Annotated in this window: 19 protein-coding genes; 12 read left to right on the top strand and 7 right to left on the bottom strand. The window is 72.7% G+C overall.

Annotation, left to right across the window (positions count from 1 at the left end):
- Positions 1 to 155 precede the first annotated feature (155 nt).
- The 5 genes from ACFZB3_RS33445 to ACFZB3_RS33425 all read left to right on the top strand — a co-directional run bounded on the left by ACFZB3_RS33445 (position 156) and on the right by ACFZB3_RS33425 (position 6,152).
- Positions 156 to 2,507, top strand: coding sequence for a hypothetical protein (locus ACFZB3_RS33445; protein WP_391382033.1), 2,352 nt, complete (start codon positions 156 to 158; stop codon positions 2,505 to 2,507).
- Positions 2,508 to 2,645: 138 nt separating this feature from the next.
- Entirely contained in the window at positions 2,646 to 3,599 is a 954-nt protein-coding gene (locus ACFZB3_RS33440) for an ATP-binding cassette domain-containing protein (RefSeq protein WP_391382031.1), read from the top strand.
- On the top strand, positions 3,596 to 4,336 hold the full coding sequence (locus ACFZB3_RS33435) for an ABC transporter permease (RefSeq protein WP_391382029.1): 741 nt from the start codon (positions 3,596 to 3,598) through the stop codon (positions 4,334 to 4,336). The genes ACFZB3_RS33440 and ACFZB3_RS33435 overlap by 4 nt, the downstream gene beginning before the upstream one ends.
- A 5-nt stretch (positions 4,337 to 4,341) precedes the next feature.
- Positions 4,342 to 5,541, top strand: a complete 1,200-nt coding sequence (locus tag ACFZB3_RS33430; protein WP_391382181.1) for a histidine kinase — start codon at positions 4,342 to 4,344, stop codon at positions 5,539 to 5,541.
- Positions 5,538 to 6,152, top strand: coding sequence for a response regulator (locus ACFZB3_RS33425; protein WP_391382026.1), 615 nt, complete (start codon positions 5,538 to 5,540; stop codon positions 6,150 to 6,152). Before ACFZB3_RS33430 ends, ACFZB3_RS33425 begins: the two co-directional genes overlap by 4 nt.
- A 49-nt stretch (positions 6,153 to 6,201) precedes the next feature.
- On the opposite strand, the gene ACFZB3_RS33420 is transcribed toward ACFZB3_RS33425, so the two are convergent.
- Complete coding sequence (locus ACFZB3_RS33420) at positions 6,202 to 7,065, bottom strand: tetratricopeptide repeat protein (RefSeq protein ID WP_391382024.1); 864 nt, start codon at positions 7,063 to 7,065, stop codon at positions 6,202 to 6,204.
- Between the two features lie 50 nt (positions 7,066 to 7,115).
- Positions 7,116 to 8,129 carry a GNAT family N-acetyltransferase gene (locus tag ACFZB3_RS33415; protein ID WP_391382022.1) on the bottom strand — a complete coding sequence of 338 codons (1,014 nt, stop codon included), beginning with the start codon at positions 8,127 to 8,129 and terminating at the stop codon, positions 7,116 to 7,118.
- Between the two features lie 140 nt (positions 8,130 to 8,269).
- Between ACFZB3_RS33415 and fdxA the strand changes: the two genes are divergently transcribed.
- Together fdxA and ACFZB3_RS33405 are read left to right on the top strand one after the other, a co-directional pair.
- The gene (gene fdxA, locus ACFZB3_RS33410) at positions 8,270 to 8,590 is read left to right on the top strand and encodes a ferredoxin (protein ID WP_352092847.1); all 321 of its coding nucleotides are present in this window, start codon (positions 8,270 to 8,272) and stop codon (positions 8,588 to 8,590) included.
- A 149-nt stretch (positions 8,591 to 8,739) separates the two neighbouring features.
- Positions 8,740 to 9,834, top strand: coding sequence for a bifunctional succinyldiaminopimelate transaminase/glutamate-prephenate aminotransferase (locus ACFZB3_RS33405; protein ID WP_391382020.1), 1,095 nt, complete (start codon positions 8,740 to 8,742; stop codon positions 9,832 to 9,834).
- Between the two features lie 136 nt (positions 9,835 to 9,970).
- Here ACFZB3_RS33405 and ACFZB3_RS33400 read toward each other — a convergent pair whose 3' ends face one another.
- Both ACFZB3_RS33400 and ACFZB3_RS33395 read right to left on the bottom strand, forming a co-directional pair.
- A complete protein-coding gene (locus ACFZB3_RS33400; RefSeq protein WP_391382018.1) occupies positions 9,971 to 10,390 on the bottom strand; it encodes an ATP-binding protein in 420 nt (139 codons plus the stop codon).
- A gap of 271 nt (positions 10,391 to 10,661) precedes the next feature.
- The gene (locus ACFZB3_RS33395; protein WP_391382016.1) at positions 10,662 to 11,663 is read right to left on the bottom strand and encodes a heavy metal transporter; all 1,002 of its coding nucleotides are present in this window, start codon (positions 11,661 to 11,663) and stop codon (positions 10,662 to 10,664) included.
- A 93-nt stretch (positions 11,664 to 11,756) separates the two neighbouring features.
- Here ACFZB3_RS33395 and dapE point away from each other — a divergent pair, with 93 nt between their 5' ends.
- Both dapE and ACFZB3_RS33385 read left to right on the top strand, forming a co-directional pair.
- Positions 11,757 to 12,836 (top strand): succinyl-diaminopimelate desuccinylase, encoded by a 1,080-nt coding sequence (gene dapE / locus ACFZB3_RS33390; RefSeq protein WP_391382014.1) that lies wholly within the window; start codon positions 11,757 to 11,759, stop codon positions 12,834 to 12,836.
- A gap of 104 nt (positions 12,837 to 12,940) precedes the next feature.
- A complete protein-coding gene (locus ACFZB3_RS33385; RefSeq protein ID WP_391382012.1) occupies positions 12,941 to 13,699 on the top strand; it encodes a TIGR00730 family Rossman fold protein in 759 nt (252 codons plus the stop codon).
- Positions 13,700 to 13,807: 108 nt separating this feature from the next.
- Here the strand turns inward: ACFZB3_RS33385 and folP are convergent, their stop codons facing one another.
- Positions 13,808 to 14,668 (bottom strand): dihydropteroate synthase, encoded by an 861-nt coding sequence (folP, locus tag ACFZB3_RS33380; protein WP_391382010.1) that lies wholly within the window; start codon positions 14,666 to 14,668, stop codon positions 13,808 to 13,810.
- A 170-nt stretch (positions 14,669 to 14,838) separates the two neighbouring features.
- Between folP and ACFZB3_RS33375 the strand changes: the two genes are divergently transcribed.
- Together ACFZB3_RS33375 and ACFZB3_RS33370 are read left to right on the top strand one after the other, a co-directional pair.
- Positions 14,839 to 15,207 (top strand): DivIVA domain-containing protein, encoded by a 369-nt coding sequence (locus tag ACFZB3_RS33375; protein ID WP_391382008.1) that lies wholly within the window; start codon positions 14,839 to 14,841, stop codon positions 15,205 to 15,207.
- 14 nt (positions 15,208 to 15,221) lie between these two features.
- Positions 15,222 to 15,809: a DNA-3-methyladenine glycosylase I gene (locus tag ACFZB3_RS33370; protein ID WP_391382179.1), complete on the top strand. Its 588-nt coding sequence runs from the start codon at positions 15,222 to 15,224 to the stop codon at positions 15,807 to 15,809.
- A 60-nt stretch (positions 15,810 to 15,869) separates the two neighbouring features.
- On the opposite strand, the gene ACFZB3_RS33365 is transcribed toward ACFZB3_RS33370, so the two are convergent.
- On the bottom strand, positions 15,870 to 16,673 hold the full coding sequence (locus ACFZB3_RS33365; protein ID WP_391382005.1) for an enoyl-CoA hydratase-related protein: 804 nt from the start codon (positions 16,671 to 16,673) through the stop codon (positions 15,870 to 15,872).
- A 415-nt stretch (positions 16,674 to 17,088) separates the two neighbouring features.
- Here ACFZB3_RS33365 and ACFZB3_RS33360 point away from each other — a divergent pair, with 415 nt between their 5' ends.
- Positions 17,089 to 17,256, top strand: coding sequence for a DUF3117 domain-containing protein (locus ACFZB3_RS33360; protein ID WP_004950282.1), 168 nt, complete (start codon positions 17,089 to 17,091; stop codon positions 17,254 to 17,256).
- A gap of 148 nt (positions 17,257 to 17,404) precedes the next feature.
- On the opposite strand, the gene ACFZB3_RS33355 is transcribed toward ACFZB3_RS33360, so the two are convergent.
- Entirely contained in the window at positions 17,405 to 18,103 is a 699-nt protein-coding gene (locus ACFZB3_RS33355) for a class I SAM-dependent methyltransferase (RefSeq protein WP_391382177.1), read from the bottom strand.
- Positions 18,104 to 18,117 lie beyond the last annotated feature (14 nt).

The raw sequence follows: 18,117 nt of genomic DNA, 5'->3' as shown, positions 1-18,117 counted from the left end.
GTACCACTTCGCCATGGGGCGCCCGTGCGAGTCCGGTGTGGGTTTCCCCAGCGGTCATGGGATAAGCGTCAGAAGTGGCCAGTATGGTGGTGCGCGCCGCCGAGCCGCCCCAGCAAGGTCGTCACGGGCGGTGGAGCCAACCGGGAGAACCTGCCTTGAGTCGTGAAACTGACACTCCGTCCTCCGGGCCCGACGGGCGCGGTGGATCCGCTTACCCCTCGGGCACGCCGCCGTACGGGACCCCCATGGCTTCCGACGACGGTACGGACGCGGCCCGTTCGGCCGCGCAGCCGGAGGAACGCAAGACCGAGACCACGCTGACGACCCGGATCCGGATCAACATCCCCGGCTCCCGGCCGATTCCCCCCGTGGTCGTCCGCACCCCCGTCGCGGACGTCGAGGGCGGCGCGGCCGCCCCGGGCATGAGCGGTACGGCCGAGGAGACGGGCACGCACGCGCGGCCGGCGGGCGCCACCATGCCCACCGGCAACGCCGAGCCGCCCGCCGCCGAACCGGCGCCCGCGCCCACCACCGACTGGTTTGCGCCACGCAAGTCCGGCCCCGCCAAGGGCGGACAGCGCGCCGGTGCCGCCAACGGGGCGGGTGCACCCGGCGGTTCGCCCACCGCCTCACCGAACGCTTCGGGTGCGGCGCGTCCGAACGGCGGCGGCGCCCCCCGTCCCGGCGCCGCGAACGGCGGCCGTCCCGGCGGTGTCGTCGGCTCCATGAGCGTGCCGGGCGCGTCCCGTCCCGGCGGGACCAACGGCGCGGGGCTGCCCGCGGGCGCGACCGGCGGCCCGGTGGCCCCCGGCCACGGCGGCGGCACCGGCTCCTTCGACGTGACCGAGGCGCTCGCCGCGGGCCCGCTCGGAGGCTCCCGCGGCGGCGCGCCGGGCGGCGGCGACGCGCGCCGCGACGACCTGCCGTACTTCTCCGACAACGGCGGACAGAACGGCGCCCAGGGCGGCCCCGGCGTGCCCGGCGGCGGCCCGGCCGGTCCCGGCGGCCCCAGCGGCTTCAGCGGTCCTGGCGGCCCCGGCGGCCTCGGCGGCCCGCAGGGCCCGGCAGGCCCCACCGGCGGCCCGGTCACCGGCGACGGCCCGTTCGTCCCGCCGGTCAACGGCGGCGAGCCCTTCGGCGGCGGCGAGGCCTTCGGCGCCCCGGGCGGTCCCGCGGGTCCCGCGGCCCCCGGCGGCGGCCCCATGGGCCCCGGCGGTCCTCGCGCCCGCGCCGCCCAGGCCCGGCCCGGTGCGCGCACCGCGCCCGGCGGCCCCGGCCTCCCCGGCGGCGGCCTGAGCGACGACACCGCGATCCTCACCCCGCAGAAGCCCGCCCCCGAACCGGGCATGCCCGGCTACGGCTCCCCGGCAGGCTCCCCGGCGGACAACGTCTCCGGGCACACCGTCACCAGCGGCATCCCGGTCGTACCGCCGGGCGCGGGCTCCCCGTTCGCGCCGGGCGCGCCCACCGACGGACCGCTGCCGCACACGCCCCCCAAGCTGCCCGAGCCGGTCTCGCCGCCCCCGGCCGAGTCCAAGTCCAAGGGCAAGGCGAAGGCCAGGAAGAAGCGCGGCAAGCTGCCGCTGCTCGGCGGCGTCGTGGTGGTCGCCGGCCTCGGCGTCTACGGCGCCGGGCTGCTCATGAACCACTCCGACGTGCCCAAGGGCACCACCGTGCTCGGCGTCGACATCGGCGGCGGCACCCGCGACGACGCGGTCAAGAAGCTCGACGACGTGTTCGGCAAGCGGGTGAACCAGCCGCTGAAGCTGTCCGTCGACGGCAGGACCGTCTCGCTGCCGCCGGACCAGGCAGGCCTCCAGTTCGACATCCAGAACACCGTCGAGGCCGCCGCCAAGAGCGACTACAACCCGGTCTCCGTGGTCGGCTCCCTGTTCGGCCAGAAGCGGGTCGTCGACCCCGACATGCCGGTCGACGAGGAGAAGCTCCAGGCCGCCCTCAAGGACCTCGGCGGCAGCTCCGGCACGGTCACCGACGGCACGATCAAGTTCGCCTCCGGCAAGGCCGTCGCGGTCTACGGCAAGGCGGGCAAGGGCATCGACGCGGCCGCCTCCACGAAGGCGGTGGAGCAGGCGTACGAGACGATGGTCGAGACCGGCACCACCTCCGCGGTGAGCGTACCGACGACCACCGTGCAGCCGTCGGTCTCCAAGGCGGAGGTCGACCGCGAGATGAAGGCGTTCGCGGAGCCGGCGATGTCGGACAAGGCCTACGTGCAGACGGACGCGGCGCACAGCATCCCGTTCGGTCCCGTGTCACTGCCGAAGATCCTCGGCTTCAAGGCAGTCGACGGCAAGCTGGTGGAGACGTACAACCTGGAGGCCCTCAAGGAGGCCTACGGCAGCACCTTCGACGGGGTGCTGATCACCCGGGCCACCGGCCAGAAGACCGCCGTCACACCGCAGGACGTCGCCTCGGCGCTGCGCAAGGCGCTGGTCGGCAAGACGGCGGCCCAGCGCATCGGAGTCATCGACACCAACCCCAGCTGACGCAGGCCCAAGAAGGGGCGCCCGGTGTCCACCGGGCGCCCCTTCGCGCGTGTCACGCGCTGCTCATGACATCTGTCATGCGGCTCTCCGGACGGTCGGCACTGCCCCCGGCCAGGGGCTCGCCGCCAGCATGGAGGCATGACAACGACAGCGGCGACGACGGCCACCGGGACCCCGGTGGTGGTCGGGTTCGACCAAGTGAGCAAGACCTACGGGAACGTGCGGGCCGTCGACGGGCTCTCGCTGCGGCTGCACCCGGGGGAGACCGTGGCCCTGCTCGGGCCCAACGGCGCGGGCAAGTCGACCACGCTCGACCTGCTGCTCGGCCTCAAGCAGGCCGACGCCGGCACGGTCAGCGTGTTCGGCCTGAGCCCGCGCGAGGCCATCGTCGCCGGACGCGTGGGCGCGATGCTGCAGAGCGGCGGCCTGATGGACGAGGTCACCGTCCGGGAACTGGTCAAGCTCGCCTGCGACCTGCACCCGAAGCCCTACAAGGTCACCGACGTCCTCGCCCGCGCGGGCATCTCGCAGATCGCCGACCGCAAGGTCAACAAGCTCTCCGGCGGCCAGTCCCAGCGCGTCCGCTTCGCCCTCGCCACCGCCGGCGACAGCGACCTGATCGTCCTGGACGAGCCGACCACCGGCATGGACGTCTCCGCCCGCCAGGCCTTCTGGGCCACCATGCGCGAACAGGCCGACCAGGGGCGGACGGTCCTCTTCGCCACCCACTACCTCGAAGAGGCCGACGCCATCGCTGACCGGGTGCTGGTGCTGCACCGCGGCCGGCTGCTGGCCGACGGGACGGCCGCCGAGATCAAGGCGAAGGCGGGGGCCCGGCGGATCTCCTTCGACCTGGAGGGCGGGATCGACGAGGCACCGCTGCGGGCGCTGCCCTTCCTCACCGCCGTGGACATTTCCGGCCAGACGATCCGCATGCAGTCGTCCGACGCCGACGCCACCGTCCACGCCCTCTACGGCCTGGGCGTATACCCCCACAACCTCGAAGTCGCCGGGCTCGGCCTGGAGCAGGCGTTCGTCGCCATCACGGAGGCCGAAGAGGCCAAGGACGCCAAGGAGGCCACGCAGTCATGAACGCCCTCATCAAGCTGGAGCTCGCCCGCGCCCTGCGCAACCGCAAGTTCCTGTTCTTCTCGGTGATCTACCCCTCGATCATCTTCCTGCTGGTCGCCAGCCAGGGCGCAACCGGCGAGACCGTCGACAACTCCGGGCTGTCCGTCGCCGCCTACGTCATGGTCTCCATGGCCTCCTTCGGCGCCCTCACCGCCGTCCTGATGGGCAACAGCGAGCGCATCGCCAAGGAACGCGAGAGCGGCTGGGTACGGCAGCTGCGGCTGACCACCCTGCCCGGCCGCGGTTACGTCCTCGCCAAGACCGCCAGCGCGGCCGTGGTCAGCCTCCCGTCCATCGTGGTGGTCTTCCTGGTCGCCGCCTCGGTGAAGCACGTACGCCTCGACGCCTGGCAGTGGTTCGCGCTCACCGGCGCGATCTGGGCCGGCAGCCTGGTCTTCGCCGCGCTCGGCGTCGCCATCGGCTATCTGGCGAGCGGTGACGCGGTCCGCCCGATCACGATGATCACCTACTTCGGCCTGTCGATCCTCGGCGGCCTGTGGTGGCCGTCCTCCTCCTTCCCGACCTGGCTCCAGGACATCGCGAAGTGGCTGCCCACGCACGCGTACGCTGCCCTGGGGCGGGCCATCGAGCAGAGCCAGGCCCCGAAAGCCCAGGACATCGCCATCCTCGTCGTCTTCTTCGCCCTCTTCGTGGGCGGCGCGGCCTGGCTGTACCGGAAGGACACGCTGAAGGCGTGAGCATGATGACGGAAGACCTGCGGTCCGAGGACGAAGCCCGGGCGGACCGGCTGGTGCGCATCGGCCGGCCGCCCCGCACCCGGAGCGAGGCGATGCGCAAGCTGGTGTGGGTCCTGCCCTGGCTGGTCTTCCTGGCCTCCCCGGCGCAGGACCTGGCCTCCGGCGACCACACCACCGCGGCCACGGCGGCCGGCTGGGCGGGCCTGACGGCCTTCGTCGGGATCTACCTCGCCATCGTCTTCCGCTCCATGGGCCGGCCCTACCGCGGCTGGGTCGTCACCGCCGCGATCGTCGTGGAGGGGGTGCTCGCGGTCACGCTGGCCTTCGGCCTCGGCGGCTCCTGGTTCGGCCTGTTCGTGTACGTCTCCGTGATGTGCGGGGTGACCTTCCCGCTGCGGATCGCCTACTGGACCATCCCGCTGACCACCGCCGTCATGCTGCTGGCGGGCTGGTACGTCCACGAAATGGACGAGGCCTGGGGGCTGTTCGTGGTGGTGCTGCTGGTCGGCTTCTCCATGACCGGCGTCCGGCAACTCGTCGCCACCACCATCGAGTTGCGCAAGGCCCGTGCCACCGTCGCCCAACTGGCCGCCAACGAGGAGCGGTTGCGCCTCGCCCGCGACCTGCACGACCTGCTGGGCCACTCCCTCTCCCTGATCACCCTGAAGAGCGAGCTGGCCGGCCGGATGCTCCCCGGCCAGCCCGACAAGGCGGCCCAGCAGGTCTCCGACATCGAACAGGTCAGCCGCCAGGCCCTGGTGGACGTCCGCGAGGCGGTCACCGGCTACCGGCGGCCCCGGCTCGCCGCCGAACTGGCGGGCGCTCAGGTCGCCCTGACCGCCGCCGCGGTCACCGCCGAGGTCCCGGCCGACCCCGACCTGGCCGGCGTACCCGAGGACGGCGAGGCGGCCCTCGCGTGGGCGCTGCGGGAGGCGATCACCAACGTCGTACGGCACAGCGGCGCGAGCGTCTGCACGGTCGAGCTGCTGCGCCGTCAGACCCTGGACGGCCCGGTCCTCGAACTCGCCGTCGAGGACAACGGTTCGGGCGGCTCGGGCAAGGGCCCCGGCAACGGGCTCACCGGGCTCACCGAGCGGCTGGAGAAGGCGGGCGGCACGCTGGAGGCAGGCCGCCTGAAGCGCGGTTTCCGGCTGGTCGCCCGGGTCCCGCTGGGCTCCGGCATGGCCGTAGGATCCGGGGCATGAGCAGCACGATCAAGGTCCTCCTCGCCGAGGACCAGTCGATGGTCCGCGAGGCGCTGGCCGCCCTGCTGGGCCTGGAGGACGACATCGAGGTCGTGGCCCAGGTCGCCCGCGGCGACGAGGTGCTGCCGACGGCCCGGCAGCACGACATCGACGTCGCCCTGCTCGACATCGAGATGCCGGGCTGCACGGGCATCGAGGCGGCGGCCCGGCTCCACGAGGCGCTGCCCGCGGTCAAACTGGTCGTCCTCACCACCTTCGGCCGCCCCGGCTACCTGCGCAGCGCGATGGAGGCCGGCGCCGACGCGTTCCTCGTCAAGGATGCCCCCGCCGCCCAGCTCGCCGAGGCCGTCCGCAAGGTCCTCGCCGGCGAACGCGTCATCGACCCCACCCTCGCGGCAGCGGCCCTCGCCGAGGGCGCCAACCCCCTGACCGACCGCGAGCGCGAGGTCCTCCGCGCGGCGGCCGACGGCTCCACCAACGCGGAACTGGCGGCAGCGCTGCACCTCTCCCAGGGGACGGTACGGAACTACCTCTCGACGGCGATCCAGAAGCTGGCGGTACGCAACAGGGCGGAAGCGGTGCGGATCGCGCGGGAGAAGGGCTGGCTGTAGGGGAGCCCTCGGGATCGCCCAAGAGCCCTCAGAACACCCGCGAACCCGCTCAGTTGAGACGAGCCCGCGCCGCTCGGGCCTCCCCCCGTACCTTCTCCGCCGCTCCCTCGTCGACCACGTCGATCAACCCGGCGTACTTCTCCAACTCCTCGGCCCCGTCGACGAACTCGCCCCGCTCCACCAGCAACCGCGCCCGTTCGTACCGCAGCCGCGCCGGATGCGACGGCAGCAGCAGGGACAGGTCGACCGCCCACAGCCCCACGTCCGACCGCTCCGGGCGGGCCGCCGCCCACGCCCGTACGTTGTTCAGGATCCGCCGTACGACGTCCAGGGGATCGGCCGGCTCCAGCATCGCCGGCTCCAGCGGCACCCCCGCGGCCCCCACCACCAGCAGCTCCGCGTCCGACCCGGTCAGCACCCGCCCCCCGTCGAACGGATCGGCCAGCACCTGCTCCTCGACCGCCCCGAACCCGACCACGAAGTGCCCCGGCAGCGCGACCCCGTACACCGGCGCCCCCGCCCGCCGGGTGACCTCCAGCCACACCACGGACAGCAGGATCGGCAGCCCGCGCCGCCGCCGCAGCACCTCGTGCAGCAGCGAGGAGTCCAGCCGCTGGTAGTCCGCGGCGGTGCCCCGGAAACCGAACCGTTCGCCGAGGACCCGGTGCGCCGCGGTGGCCCACGCGTGCGGCCCGCCCGGCCGGTACGGCAGCTGCCCGGCCAGCCGGTCCAGTTCCAGCTGCGCCGCGTCGATCCCGGTCTCGTCCAGCGAGCCGTCGGCCGCCGCGCACAGCAGCAGGCACAGCGCCGCCAGATCGGGCCGCTCGGACCGTGCCTCCGCGGCGAACCGCCCCCGTACCTCGGCGGCCCGCGCCGACGACGGCGGACGTGGATGCGGCTGACCGGAAGCCATAGCTCTCTCGTGCCCCTTCGGAATGATCGGTACCGCCCCGGCTCCAGGATTCAGGAGCCGTCCGCCCCCGGCGCCCGGTAGTGGTGGTACGCGTGGTGCGCCGCGAAGCCCAGCCGCCCGTACAGCGCCCGCGCCCCCTCGTTGTCCGTCTCGACCTGCAGCCAGGCCGCCGACGCGCCCTCCTCCAGCGCCCGGCGCGCGAGCGCGGCCATCACCTCGGTGGCCAGCCCCCGCCGCCGCAGCGCCGGATCCACCTCGACGGCGGCGAACCCGGCCCACCGGCCGTCCACCACCAGCCGCCCGATGGCCGCGGGGGCGCCTCCCGGGGTCTCGGCGGGAACGGTCGCGAACCACACCGACGGCCCGCCCCCCAGCACCTTCAGCGCAACCTCGCTCACCCCTTTGCGCTGGTAGCGCGCCAGCCAGTCCTCGCCGGCCTCCCGGGCGAGCACCACACCGGCACCCTCCACCCGGTCCGCCACCGGCGCCAGCGCCCCGGTCCACACCTCGGCGCTCACCTCACGCACCCAGCCGCGCCGCTCCAGCTCCGCGCAGAGCAGCTCCTGCGTACCCTCGGCGCCGGTCGCGGTCTGCACGTACGCGGGCAGCCCCCGCTCCCCGTACCACCGCCGCACGGCTGTCAGCGCCGCGTCCAGCGGCAGCCCGGGATCACCGAGCGGCAGCACGCTGTTGGCCCGCCGGGTGAACCCCGCGGCCGCCCGCAGCTCCCACTCGCCGAGCCGCTCGCTCTCCACCGGCCGCCATCCGCGCGAGGCGACACGCGCGAGTTCGGGATACGTCGCGGCGGGCCCCCGGCGGCGCGCCGGAGCGGCCGGCACCACCTTCCCCGCCACCAGCACGGACTCCGGTATCCGGACGGTTTCGCCGTCCCGCCGTGTGATCGTCAGCATGCCGTCGTCGTCCCATGATGTGAGAACACCCACCGTGTCGGTGAACTTCTCCGTGGTGACACCATTTCCGGCCAAACGGCGCACCGATACCCGTTTGCCCACGTCAGCAGCGGTGATACGGACCTCGAAGCGTCCTGCGGCAGAGATTTCCACTGGTCAGTTCACCCCTCCTGTTCGGATCATGCCCAGGAACGGAGATACTAGGGGCGGGCATCGACGACGCCGCGCTCCAGCGCGCCAGGCGGCGGAGCCTACGGAGGCCCGCCAGCGCCCAATCGAGGAGGAACGACAGCGTGACCTACGTCATCGCGCAGCCTTGTGTCGACGTGAAGGACAAGGCGTGCATCGAGGAGTGCCCGGTCGACTGCATCTACGAGGGCCAGCGGTCCTTGTACATCCACCCGGACGAATGCGTCGACTGCGGAGCCTGTGAGCCGGTCTGCCCGGTCGAGGCGATCTTCTACGAGGACGACACTCCGGAGGAGTGGAAGGACTACTACAAGGCCAACGTCGAGTTCTTCGACGACCTCGGTTCCCCGGGCGGCGCCAGCAAGCTGGGCCTGATCGAGCGCGACCACCCGTTCATCGCCGCGCTGCCCCCGCAGGCCGGGTAGTCCGCACCGGCGGCCCGCCGCAACACCGTGCCGCCTCGGTCCCGTGCGGCCTGATCACGCCCGATCAGCGCCGTACGGGGCCGAGGCGTTTGCCGTACCGGTCGTACCGAGGAAGTACCGGCCGTACCGAAGAAAGTGAGCAAGGAACCGTGTCCGCAGTCTCCGACCGTCTGCCCACCTTCCCCTGGGACAAGCTGGAACCGTACAAGAAGACGGCAGCGGCACACCCGGACGGCATCGTCGACCTGTCGGTCGGCACCCCGGTGGACCCGGTCCCCGACCTGATCCAGAAGGCGCTGATCGACGCGGCCGACTCGCCCGGCTACCCCACGGTCTGGGGCACCCCGGCGCTGCGCGACGCGATCACCGCCTGGGTCACCCGCCGCCTCGGCGCCCGGGACGTCACCCACCGCCACGTCCTGCCGATCGTCGGCTCCAAGGAACTCGTCGCCTGGCTCCCCACCCAGCTGGGCCTCGGCCCCGGCGACCGCGTCGCCCACCCGCGCCTGGCGTACCCCACCTACGAGGTCGGCGCCCGCCTCGCCCGCGCCGACTACGAGGTCTACGACGACCCGCGCGACCTGGACCCGGCCGGCCTGAAGCTCCTCTGGCTGAACTCCCCGTCCAACCCGACCGGCAAGGTCCTCTCCAAGCGGGAGCTCACGGAGATCGTCGCCTGGGCCCGCGCCCACGGCATCCTGCTCTTCTCCGACGAGTGCTACCTCGAACTGGGCTGGGAGGCCGACCCGGTCTCGGTCCTGCACCGGGACGTCAACGGCGGCTCGTACGACGGCATCGTGGCCGTCCACTCGCTCTCCAAGCGCTCCAACCTGGCCGGCTACCGCGCGGCCTTCCTGGCCGGCGACCCGGCGGTCCTCGGCCCCCTCCTGGAGATCCGCAAGCACGGCGGCATGATGACGTCGGCCCCGACGCAGGCGGCGGTGGTGGCGGCCCTCTCCGACGACACCCACGTCCAGGAGCAGCGCGAGCGGTACGCGGCCCGCCGTACGGCCCTCCGGGCGGCCCTCCTGTCCCACGGCTTCCGCATCGAACACAGCGAGGCGAGCCTCTACCTGTGGGCGACACGGGACGAGTCCTGCTGGCAGACGGTCTCCCACCTGGCCGACCTGGGCATCCTCGTCGCACCGGGCGACTTCTACGGCGAGGCCGGCGAGAAGTTCGTACGCGTGGCCCTGACGGCGACGGACGAACGCGTGCGAGCCGCTGTGGAGCGGCTTTCCTGATACGCACCCTGGCTGTGGCGCCCCTCAAGGGGCGCGGGGAACTGCGCGACCAGCCCCCACCGGCCCACAGCCGAAGCACGACGTGAAGGGGCCCGGGGGAAACCCCGGGCCCCTTCACGGCAAGCGGCTGACCCACTCACCCGAGCGGCAGCCCCTTCACCGGCAGCCCACTCGTCGGCAGCCCACCCTTCGTCGCGGTGGACGCCGTCTCACCCAGCAGCCCACCGGCGGAGCCCGCCGCGTCGCCCGCGGTGTGCTGCACCACCGGCGCCGCCTTCTTGACGGCCTTGCCGCCGGTCTGGCCCGCGGCGGGCACCGCCGACTCGATCGCCGCGCCACCGGCGCGGCCGACGGTCCCGGTGACGGTCTGCGCCGCCGCGTCGGCGGTGTTGCCGACGCTCGCCCCGTCCAGGGCGGTCAGGCCGCCGAGGTTCGGGGTGGCGGCCGGCAGACTCGGGGCCGCGCCGGCGGAGCCGGCCGCACCGACCCCGGCTGCCGCTCCCGCTGCGACGAGCAGCGCGGCACGGGCGATCCGGCGGGTCAGAGGCAGGGACATGATGCTCCATTCGACGGGAGGGAACGTGATCGCCGTGACTACCGCTCGAAGCCCGCGAAGGTTGCGGAGGCCCAAGGTAAAGAGTTGATAACGCATCGCATTATCGGGTGTGGAGAAAAACGGGCAAACGGCACACTGTCGGCACTCCCGCAGAATCCTTACCGCGTAGCGCTCCCAAGGGATTTCGCGCGTGCGCGAGTGACCGTGCGAAAACGTGAGCACACCACGCGTGCGGCGTGTCCCGGCTGACCCGCCGGAGGGAACCCCCGAACTACTGCCCGGTCACGATCCGCACCGAGCCCGCGGACTTCTCCGCACCGCTCGCGCCCTGCGTACCGGCCGCCGGCTGCCACTGGCTGTCCGTGCTCCCGGCGGCCCACTCCCGGCCCGCGTACGACACCCGCTCGATGTGCAGCGCCGACGAGTTGGCCACCGCCCAGTGCGCCAGCTGCCAGCCCCGCTCGCTCTCGGTGCGCCCCGACTTGTCGGTCTTCTTCCCCTCCGGCACCGGCACCGTCACGGTCCGCCCGTGCGCCGTGGCGGTCACGCTCGGGGTGGGGGTCGGCGTGGCCGACTGGCTCACCTCGGCGCCGGCCTCCTCGACCGCGTCCCGCCCGAAGTCCCGCACGAGCGCGGTCCGCACCGCGTCCGGACCCGTCGGCGCGGCCGCCGTGGCGGTCCTGGCCGCCGGGCGCCCGTCGCAGGTCAGGGTGGCCGCCGCCTGCCCGGTCAGGGCCGCCGCGAGCAGCGTGGCGTCGGTCTCGTGCTTGGCGTACGCCTCCGGGTACCCGCTGCGCTGCACGCGCTGCGCGGCCACCGTCAGCGGCAGCGTCTCGTAGTCGCGCACCTTGGCCAGGTGGGCGTAGAACATGCCCGCCGCGTACGCCGGGTCCAGGATCTGCTTCTCGGTGCCCCAGCCCTGCGAGGGCCGCTGCTGGAACAGGCCCAGCGAATCCCGGTCGCCGTGCTTGATGTTGAGCAGCCCCGACTCCTGGATCGCGGTCGCCAGCGCGATGGCCACGGCCCGTTCGGGCATGCCGCGGCCGGTGCCGACGGCGGCGATGGTCGCCGCGTTCACCGCCTGCTCGGGCGTGAACTGGTACGACTCGGCGTCGCTTCGGCCCGAGACGACCTTGCAGCCCTCGGCGCCACCGCCGCCGGTGACGTACTGGACCACCAGGTAGGCCGCGACGGCGCACAGGATGAGCAGGCCCGACACGAAACGCAGGACACGGCCGCGACGCTTGGGGCGGATGGGGGACGGCTCTGGCACCCGTACAACATACTGGAGAGTACGAGCCGCTCACCCCCGGGTCCGGAAGCCTGTGAACCAGACCGCGGTATCGCGCGCGCTAGGGTCGAGGTCATGGCCGACACCTCGCTTGACCTCACGCTGGACGCCGCCGCGCTCACCGCGCAGCTCGTCGACCTCCCCTCCGAGAGCGGCACCGAGAAGCCGCTCGCGGACGCGATCGAGAGCGCGCTGCGCGCCCTGCCGCACCTGACGGTCGACCGGTACGGCAACAACGTGATCGCCCGCACCGGCCTCGGCCGCTCCGAGCGCGTGATCCTGGCCGGCCACATCGACACCGTCCCGATCGCGGAGAACGTGCCCTCCCGCCTCGACCCGGACGGCGTGCTCTGGGGCTGCGGCACCTGCGACATGAAGTCGGGCGTCGCGGTCCAGCTGCGCATCGCGGCCACCGTCCCGGCCCCCAACCGCGACCTGACCTTCGTCTTCTACGACAACGAGGAGGTCGCCGCCGACCTCAACGGCCTCAAGCACATCGCCGAGGCCCGCCCCGAGTGGCTGGCCGGCGACTTCGCGGTGCTGCTGGAGCCCTCGAACGGCGAGGTCGAGGGCGGCTGCCAGGGCACCCTGCGCGTCCTGCTGAAGACCTCGGGCGAGCGGGCCCACTCGGCGCGCTCCTGGATGGGCTCCAACGCGATCCACGCGGCCGCCCCGATCCTGGCCCGCCTCGCCGCCTACGAGCCGCGCTGCCCGGTCATCGACGGCCTGGAGTACCGCGAGGGCCTGAACGCGGTCGGCATCTCGGGCGGGGTCGCCGGCAACGTCATCCCCGACGAGTGCGTGGTCACCGTCAACTTCCGGTACGCCCCGGACCGTTCCGAGGCCGAGGCCGTCGCCCACGTCCGCGAGGTCTTCGACGGCTGCGGGGTCGAGGAGTTCGTGGTCGACGACCACAGCCCCGGCGCGCTGCCCGGCCTCTCCCACCCGGCCGCGGCCGCCTTCATCGAGGCGGTCGGCGGCACGCCGATGCCCAAGTACGGCTGGACCGACGTCTCCCGCTTCTCGTCGCTCGGCGTTCCCGCGGTCAACTACGGCCCCGGCAACCCGCACTTGGCACACAAGCGGGACGAAAGGGTGGAAATCGCCAAGATCCTGGCGGGCGAGGAGCGCCTGCGCACCTGGCTGACCAGCTGAGCCACACGACGGTGCTGCGCACCCGACATGCCGACGTCCCGCGCCTGTAACCCGCGCGGATCTACGCTGGGGCGGATACACCTGCAAGTGGAGGGAGCGCGCATATGCCTACCGGGAACCCCGAGGGGAAAAAGGTGCCGCCGGACGAGCAGCGCCTGGGACCGGTCCTCCGACGGCGCGGCCAGGTGACCGCGAGCACGACGGACCAGCGCCTGCTGGACGCGGGCGGCCCCTCCGACTGGGTCCACACGGACCCCTGGCGGGTGCTGCGCATCCAGTCGGAGTTCATCGAGGGCTTCGGCACGCTCGCCGAACTGCCGCCCGCGATCAGCGTGTTCGGCTCGGCGCGGACGCCGGTCGACTCGCCGGAGTACGACTCCGGTGTGAAGCTGGGCCGGGGCCTGGTCGACGCGGGCTGGGCGGTCATCACGGGCGGCGGACCCGGCGCCATGGAGGCGGCGAACAAGGGCGCCCTCGAAGCGGGCGGCGTCTCGGTCGGCCTCGGCATCGAGCTCCCCTTCGAACAGGGCCTCAACCCGTACGTCGACATCGGCCTCAACTTCCGCTACTTCTTCGTGCGGAAGATGATGTTCGTCAAGTACGCACAGGGCTTCGTGGTCCTGCCCGGCGGCCTCGGCACCCTCGACGAACTCTTCGAGGCCCTCACCCTCGTCCAGACCCAGAAGGTCACCCGCTTCCCGATCGTCCTGTTCGGCAGCGGCTACTGGGGCGGCCTCGTCGACTGGCTGAAGAACACGCTGGTCGCCCAGGGCAAGGCGGCGGAGAAGGACCTCCTGCTGTTCCACGTCACGGACGACGTGGACGAGGCGGTGAGCCTCGTCTCGAAGGAGGCGGCCCGCTAGCACCGGCGGTCGCCCGCCCACCCGACTCGGCCCCGTCCTTCCAGCTGACCGGGTCGGGTGGTGGGCGGACGAGGAGAACGGAGGGCCGGGGGCGGAGCCCCCGGGGCGCTACGCCAGCCCTCGCCGGGCCACCGCCGGAGGCCGGTGCCCGGCGATCGACGCCACCATGTCCAGCACCTGCCGTGTCTCCGCCACCTCGTGCACCCGGTACACCTGCGCCCCCAGCCACGCCGACACCGCCGTCGTCGCCAGCGTGCCGATCACCCGCTCCTTCAGCGGCCGGTCCAGGGTCTCGCCCACGAAGTCCTTGTTGGACAGGGAGACCAGCACCGGCCACCCCGTCTCCACCATCTCCCCGAGCCGCCGCGTCGCCTCCAGGCTGTGCCGGGTGTTCTTGCCGAAGTCGTGCCCGGGATCGATCAGCACCGACTCCCGCGGCACCCCCAGCGCGACGGCCCGCTCGGCCAGCCCCAGGGTCACCCGCAGGATGTCGGCCACGACGTCGTCGTACGTCACCCGGTGCGGCCGCGTCCGGGGTTCGGCCCCGCCCGCGTGCGTGCACACCAGCCCCACCCGGTACCGCGCCGCGACCTCCGCCAGCCCCGGGTCGACCCCGCCCCACGCGTCGTTCAGCAGATCCGCCCCGGCCTCGCAGGCGGCCTCCCCGACCGACGCCCGCCAGGTGTCCACGCTGATCACGACGTCCGGGAAGCGCCTGCGCACCTCCGCCACGAACCCGACGATGCGCCGCGCCTCCTCGTCGGCGTCCACCTCCTCGCCCGGCCCGGCCTTCACCCCGCCGATGTCGATGATCTCGGCCCCTTCGGCGATCGCCTGCTCCACGCGCGCGAGGGCCGGCTCGTCACGGAAGGTCGCCCCCTGGTCGTAGAAGGAGTCCGGCGTCCGGTTCACGATGGCCATGATCACCGGTTCGTTCGGCCCGAATTCCCGCCTGCCCAGCCTGAGCATCGCCTGTGACCTCTCGTAGTAATTCCCTCGGTGCGACCGCCTGCGACCCTAACTGTCAGACTCGCATGGCACGATCGGACACAGACACATTCGACACCGAGCACGCTGAGCACACCGAACACAACGAGTGCTGCTGCACCGAGCTTCATCGAGCCTGGGAGCCCACCGCGATGGTTATGTTCCTGTTCCTCGTCGTCGCGCTGGCGGTCGTGGTCGCCGCGGTCACCCTCTCGGTGGTGAGCGGCGGCGAGAGCGGACCGCTGCCCGAGGTGGCGCCCGAGCGGTTCGAGGACGAGCTGCCCCCGGACCGCCCGGTGAACCGCGCGGACGTGGAGAGCATCCGCTTCCCGCTAGTCCCGCGCGGCTACCGCATGGCGGACGTCGACGACGCGCTCAGCCGCCTCGGCGCCGAGCTCGCGGAGCGCGACGCCCGGATCGCCGACCTGGAGTCCGCGCTGGCCGGCGCCCAGTCCGCACCGCGCGGCCCGCACGCCCCGCACACGTCGCTGGACAAGCCCGAGCCGGAGGACCGGCCATGAGCGAGACGACCGGCATGACCGAGGGAGCGGCGGTTCCCGGGCCGGACGGCAGGCTGCGCTGCCCCTGGGCGCTGTCCACCGAGGACTACGTGGCGTACCACGACGAGGAGTGGGGCCGCCCGGTCCACGGCGACGACGCCCTCTACGAACGCCTCAGCCTGGAGGCCTTCCAGTCCGGCCTCTCCTGGATCACGATCCTGCGCCGCCGCCCCGGCTTCCGGGCCGCCTTCGCCGACTTCCACATCGAGAAGGTGGCCGCCTTCACCGACGAGGACCGCGAACGCCTGCTGGCCGACCCCGGCATCATCCGCAACCGAGCGAAGATCGACGCGACGATGGCCAACGCGAAGATCCTGGCGGAGTGGGGGCAGGGCGAGCTGGACGAACTGATCTGGTCGCACGCCCCGGCGCCGGGCACCTACCCGGCTCCCAAGACCATCGCCGACGTACAGGCGGTGACCCCCGAGTCCACGGCCCTCTCCAAGGCCCTGAAGAAGCGCGGCCTGCGCTTCATCGGCCCGACGACCGCCTACGCCTTGATGCAGGCATGCGGGCTGGTCGACGACCACTTGGAGACATGCGTGAGCAGACGCGCCCTTTAGGGGCGCCGGCGGAGGAACTGCGCGGCCGGCCCCTACCGGCCCCGCAGTTCCCCACCACCGTCACCGCCCCAAGTACTTCGGCTTCTCCTTGTTCACGAACGCCTGCACGGCGATCCCGTGATCCTCCGACGCCCCGGCCCGAGCCTGCAGCTCGTCCTCCTTGTCGAGCGTCTCGTCGAGGGAGTGCGTGAGCCCGTAGGCGACCGCCTCCTTCAGCGCCGCGTACGCCACCGTCGGCCCTTCGGCCAGCTTCCGGGCCACCTTCTCGCCCTCGGCCCGCAGCTCGGCCGAAGGCACCACCTTGTTCGCGATGCCCAGCTCGTACGCGTCCTGCGCACTGATGCTCCGCGGAAAGAGCAGCAGGTCGGCGGCGCGGCCCGGTCCCACGACCCGCGGCAGCGTCCACGAGACGCCGGAGTCCGCGGTCAGCGCCACCCCGGCGAACGACGTGTTGAAAGCGGCCGTGTCGGCCACCACCCGGTAGTCCGCCGCGAGGGCGAAGCCGAATCCGGCGCCGGCGGCCACCCCGTTCACGGCGGCGACGACCGGCTTCGGCGCCGACACCAGCGCCCGCACGATCGGGTTGTAGTGCTCCCGCACCGTCGTCATCGTCTGCCCCGCCCCGGTCTCCCGGTCGGACGCGAGCAGCGTGATGTGCTCCTTGAGGTCCTGGCCCACGCAGAACGCCCGGTCCCCGGCGGCGGTCAGCAGGATCGCCCGGACGGCCGTGTCGGCCGCCGCTTCCTGCGCGGCCTCCCGAAGGGCCACCTTCGTCGCGATGTTCAGGGCGTTCATCGCCTCGGGGCGGTTCAGCGTGATCGTCGCGAGCCCGTCGCCCACCTCGTAGAGCACGGTGTCGGTCATGGGGCGTCCCCTCCGTCGTCTCGTCCGTCGTCGTTCGGCTGCGCCGTCGTTCGGATGCGTCGTCGCGGCTGACGTACCGCTCAGTACGTCCGCGTCCGAAGGACAGCATGGCGGAGATCGCCGTCGGGGGACCGGAGCGGGCGTGTGACCTGCGTCAAAGAATTCCGGAGCCGACTCGGTCGGCGTAAGGACACGAGGTGGCGAAGTATCGCAGTCACATCGCCGAATTGGGTGGTTTTGCTCGCGTGCGTTGCCCAAGCGATGCCGACTGATGTTGGTCATCGGGTCCTGAGATGCGGGATAATGGCTTGGAAGCAATGTGTTCGATGCCGGAGTCGCGTGTCCCGCCAGAGACCGCGCGTGCCCTCGGGGGCCGTCGGCAGACGATGAGCTGTTTTCAGGAAGGGGAACCAGCATGGCGGCCATGAAGCCGCGGACGGGTGACGGCCCGCTCGAGGTGACCAAGGAGGGGCGGGGCATCGTCATGCGCGTTCCGCTCGAAGGCGGCGGTCGGCTCGTCGTCGAGCTGACCCCTGACGAGGCCGCGGCGCTTGCCGACGCTCTCAAGAACGTCGTCGTCTGAGGCGTCGGCGACCATACCCTTTCGGCCGCCCCGGCATCCTAAGCGGTGCCGGGGCGCTGCCGTATTCCCGGCTCCGCGGTGTCGACCCGTAGCCGGACCCGGACCCGCACCCGCACCTGTTCCCGGGTCCGCTCCGCGCTCGCGCGGGCTACCTCTTGACCGCGCACAGCAGCCCGTCGCCCACCGGCAGCAGCGACGGCACCAGCTCCGGGCTCTCCCGGACCGTGCGCAGCAGCTCGCGCAGCCGCAGTACCTCGGTCGGCTGCGGCCCCGAGTCGACGGTGCGGCCGTTGGCGAAGACGCCCTCGAAGACCACCAGGCCACCCGGACGCAGCAGGCGCAACGATTCAGCGAGGTAGTCGGAGTACTCCTGGCGGTCCCCGTCGCAGAAGACGAGGTCGTAGCCGGCGTCCGCGAGGCGGGGCAGCACGTCGAGGGCCCGGCCGGGGATGAAGCGGGCCCGGTTGCTGGCGAAGCCGCAGGCGCGGAAGGCCTGCCGGGCGAACTGCTGGTGCTCCGGCTCCGGATCCACGGTGGTCAGCACGCCGTCCGGACGCATGCCGTGCAGCAGATACATACCGGAGACCCCGCACCCCGTGCCGATCTCGGCGACCGCCTTGGCGTCCACGGACGCGGCGAGCATGCGCAGCGCGGCGCCCGTGCCGGGCGACACCGAGCGCAGCCCTGCCCCGCGGGCCCGGTCACGGGCCCACCGCAGTGCTTCGTCCTCGGCGACAAAGGCGTCGGCGAACGCCCAGCTCGTCTGCCGGTTGCCGGTAATGACCCTCTCCTGTCCCCGTGGTTGCCTGGGCGTGACTGTATCCGTTGGCGTCGGGAACCCGCAGATGGGACCGGGCGTTT

This window comes from Streptomyces sp. NPDC008092 (genome assembly GCF_042957285.1).
Taxonomy (GTDB): domain Bacteria; phylum Actinomycetota; class Actinomycetes; order Streptomycetales; family Streptomycetaceae; genus Streptomyces.
This window is presented reverse-complemented; position numbering and strand designations above follow the sequence as displayed.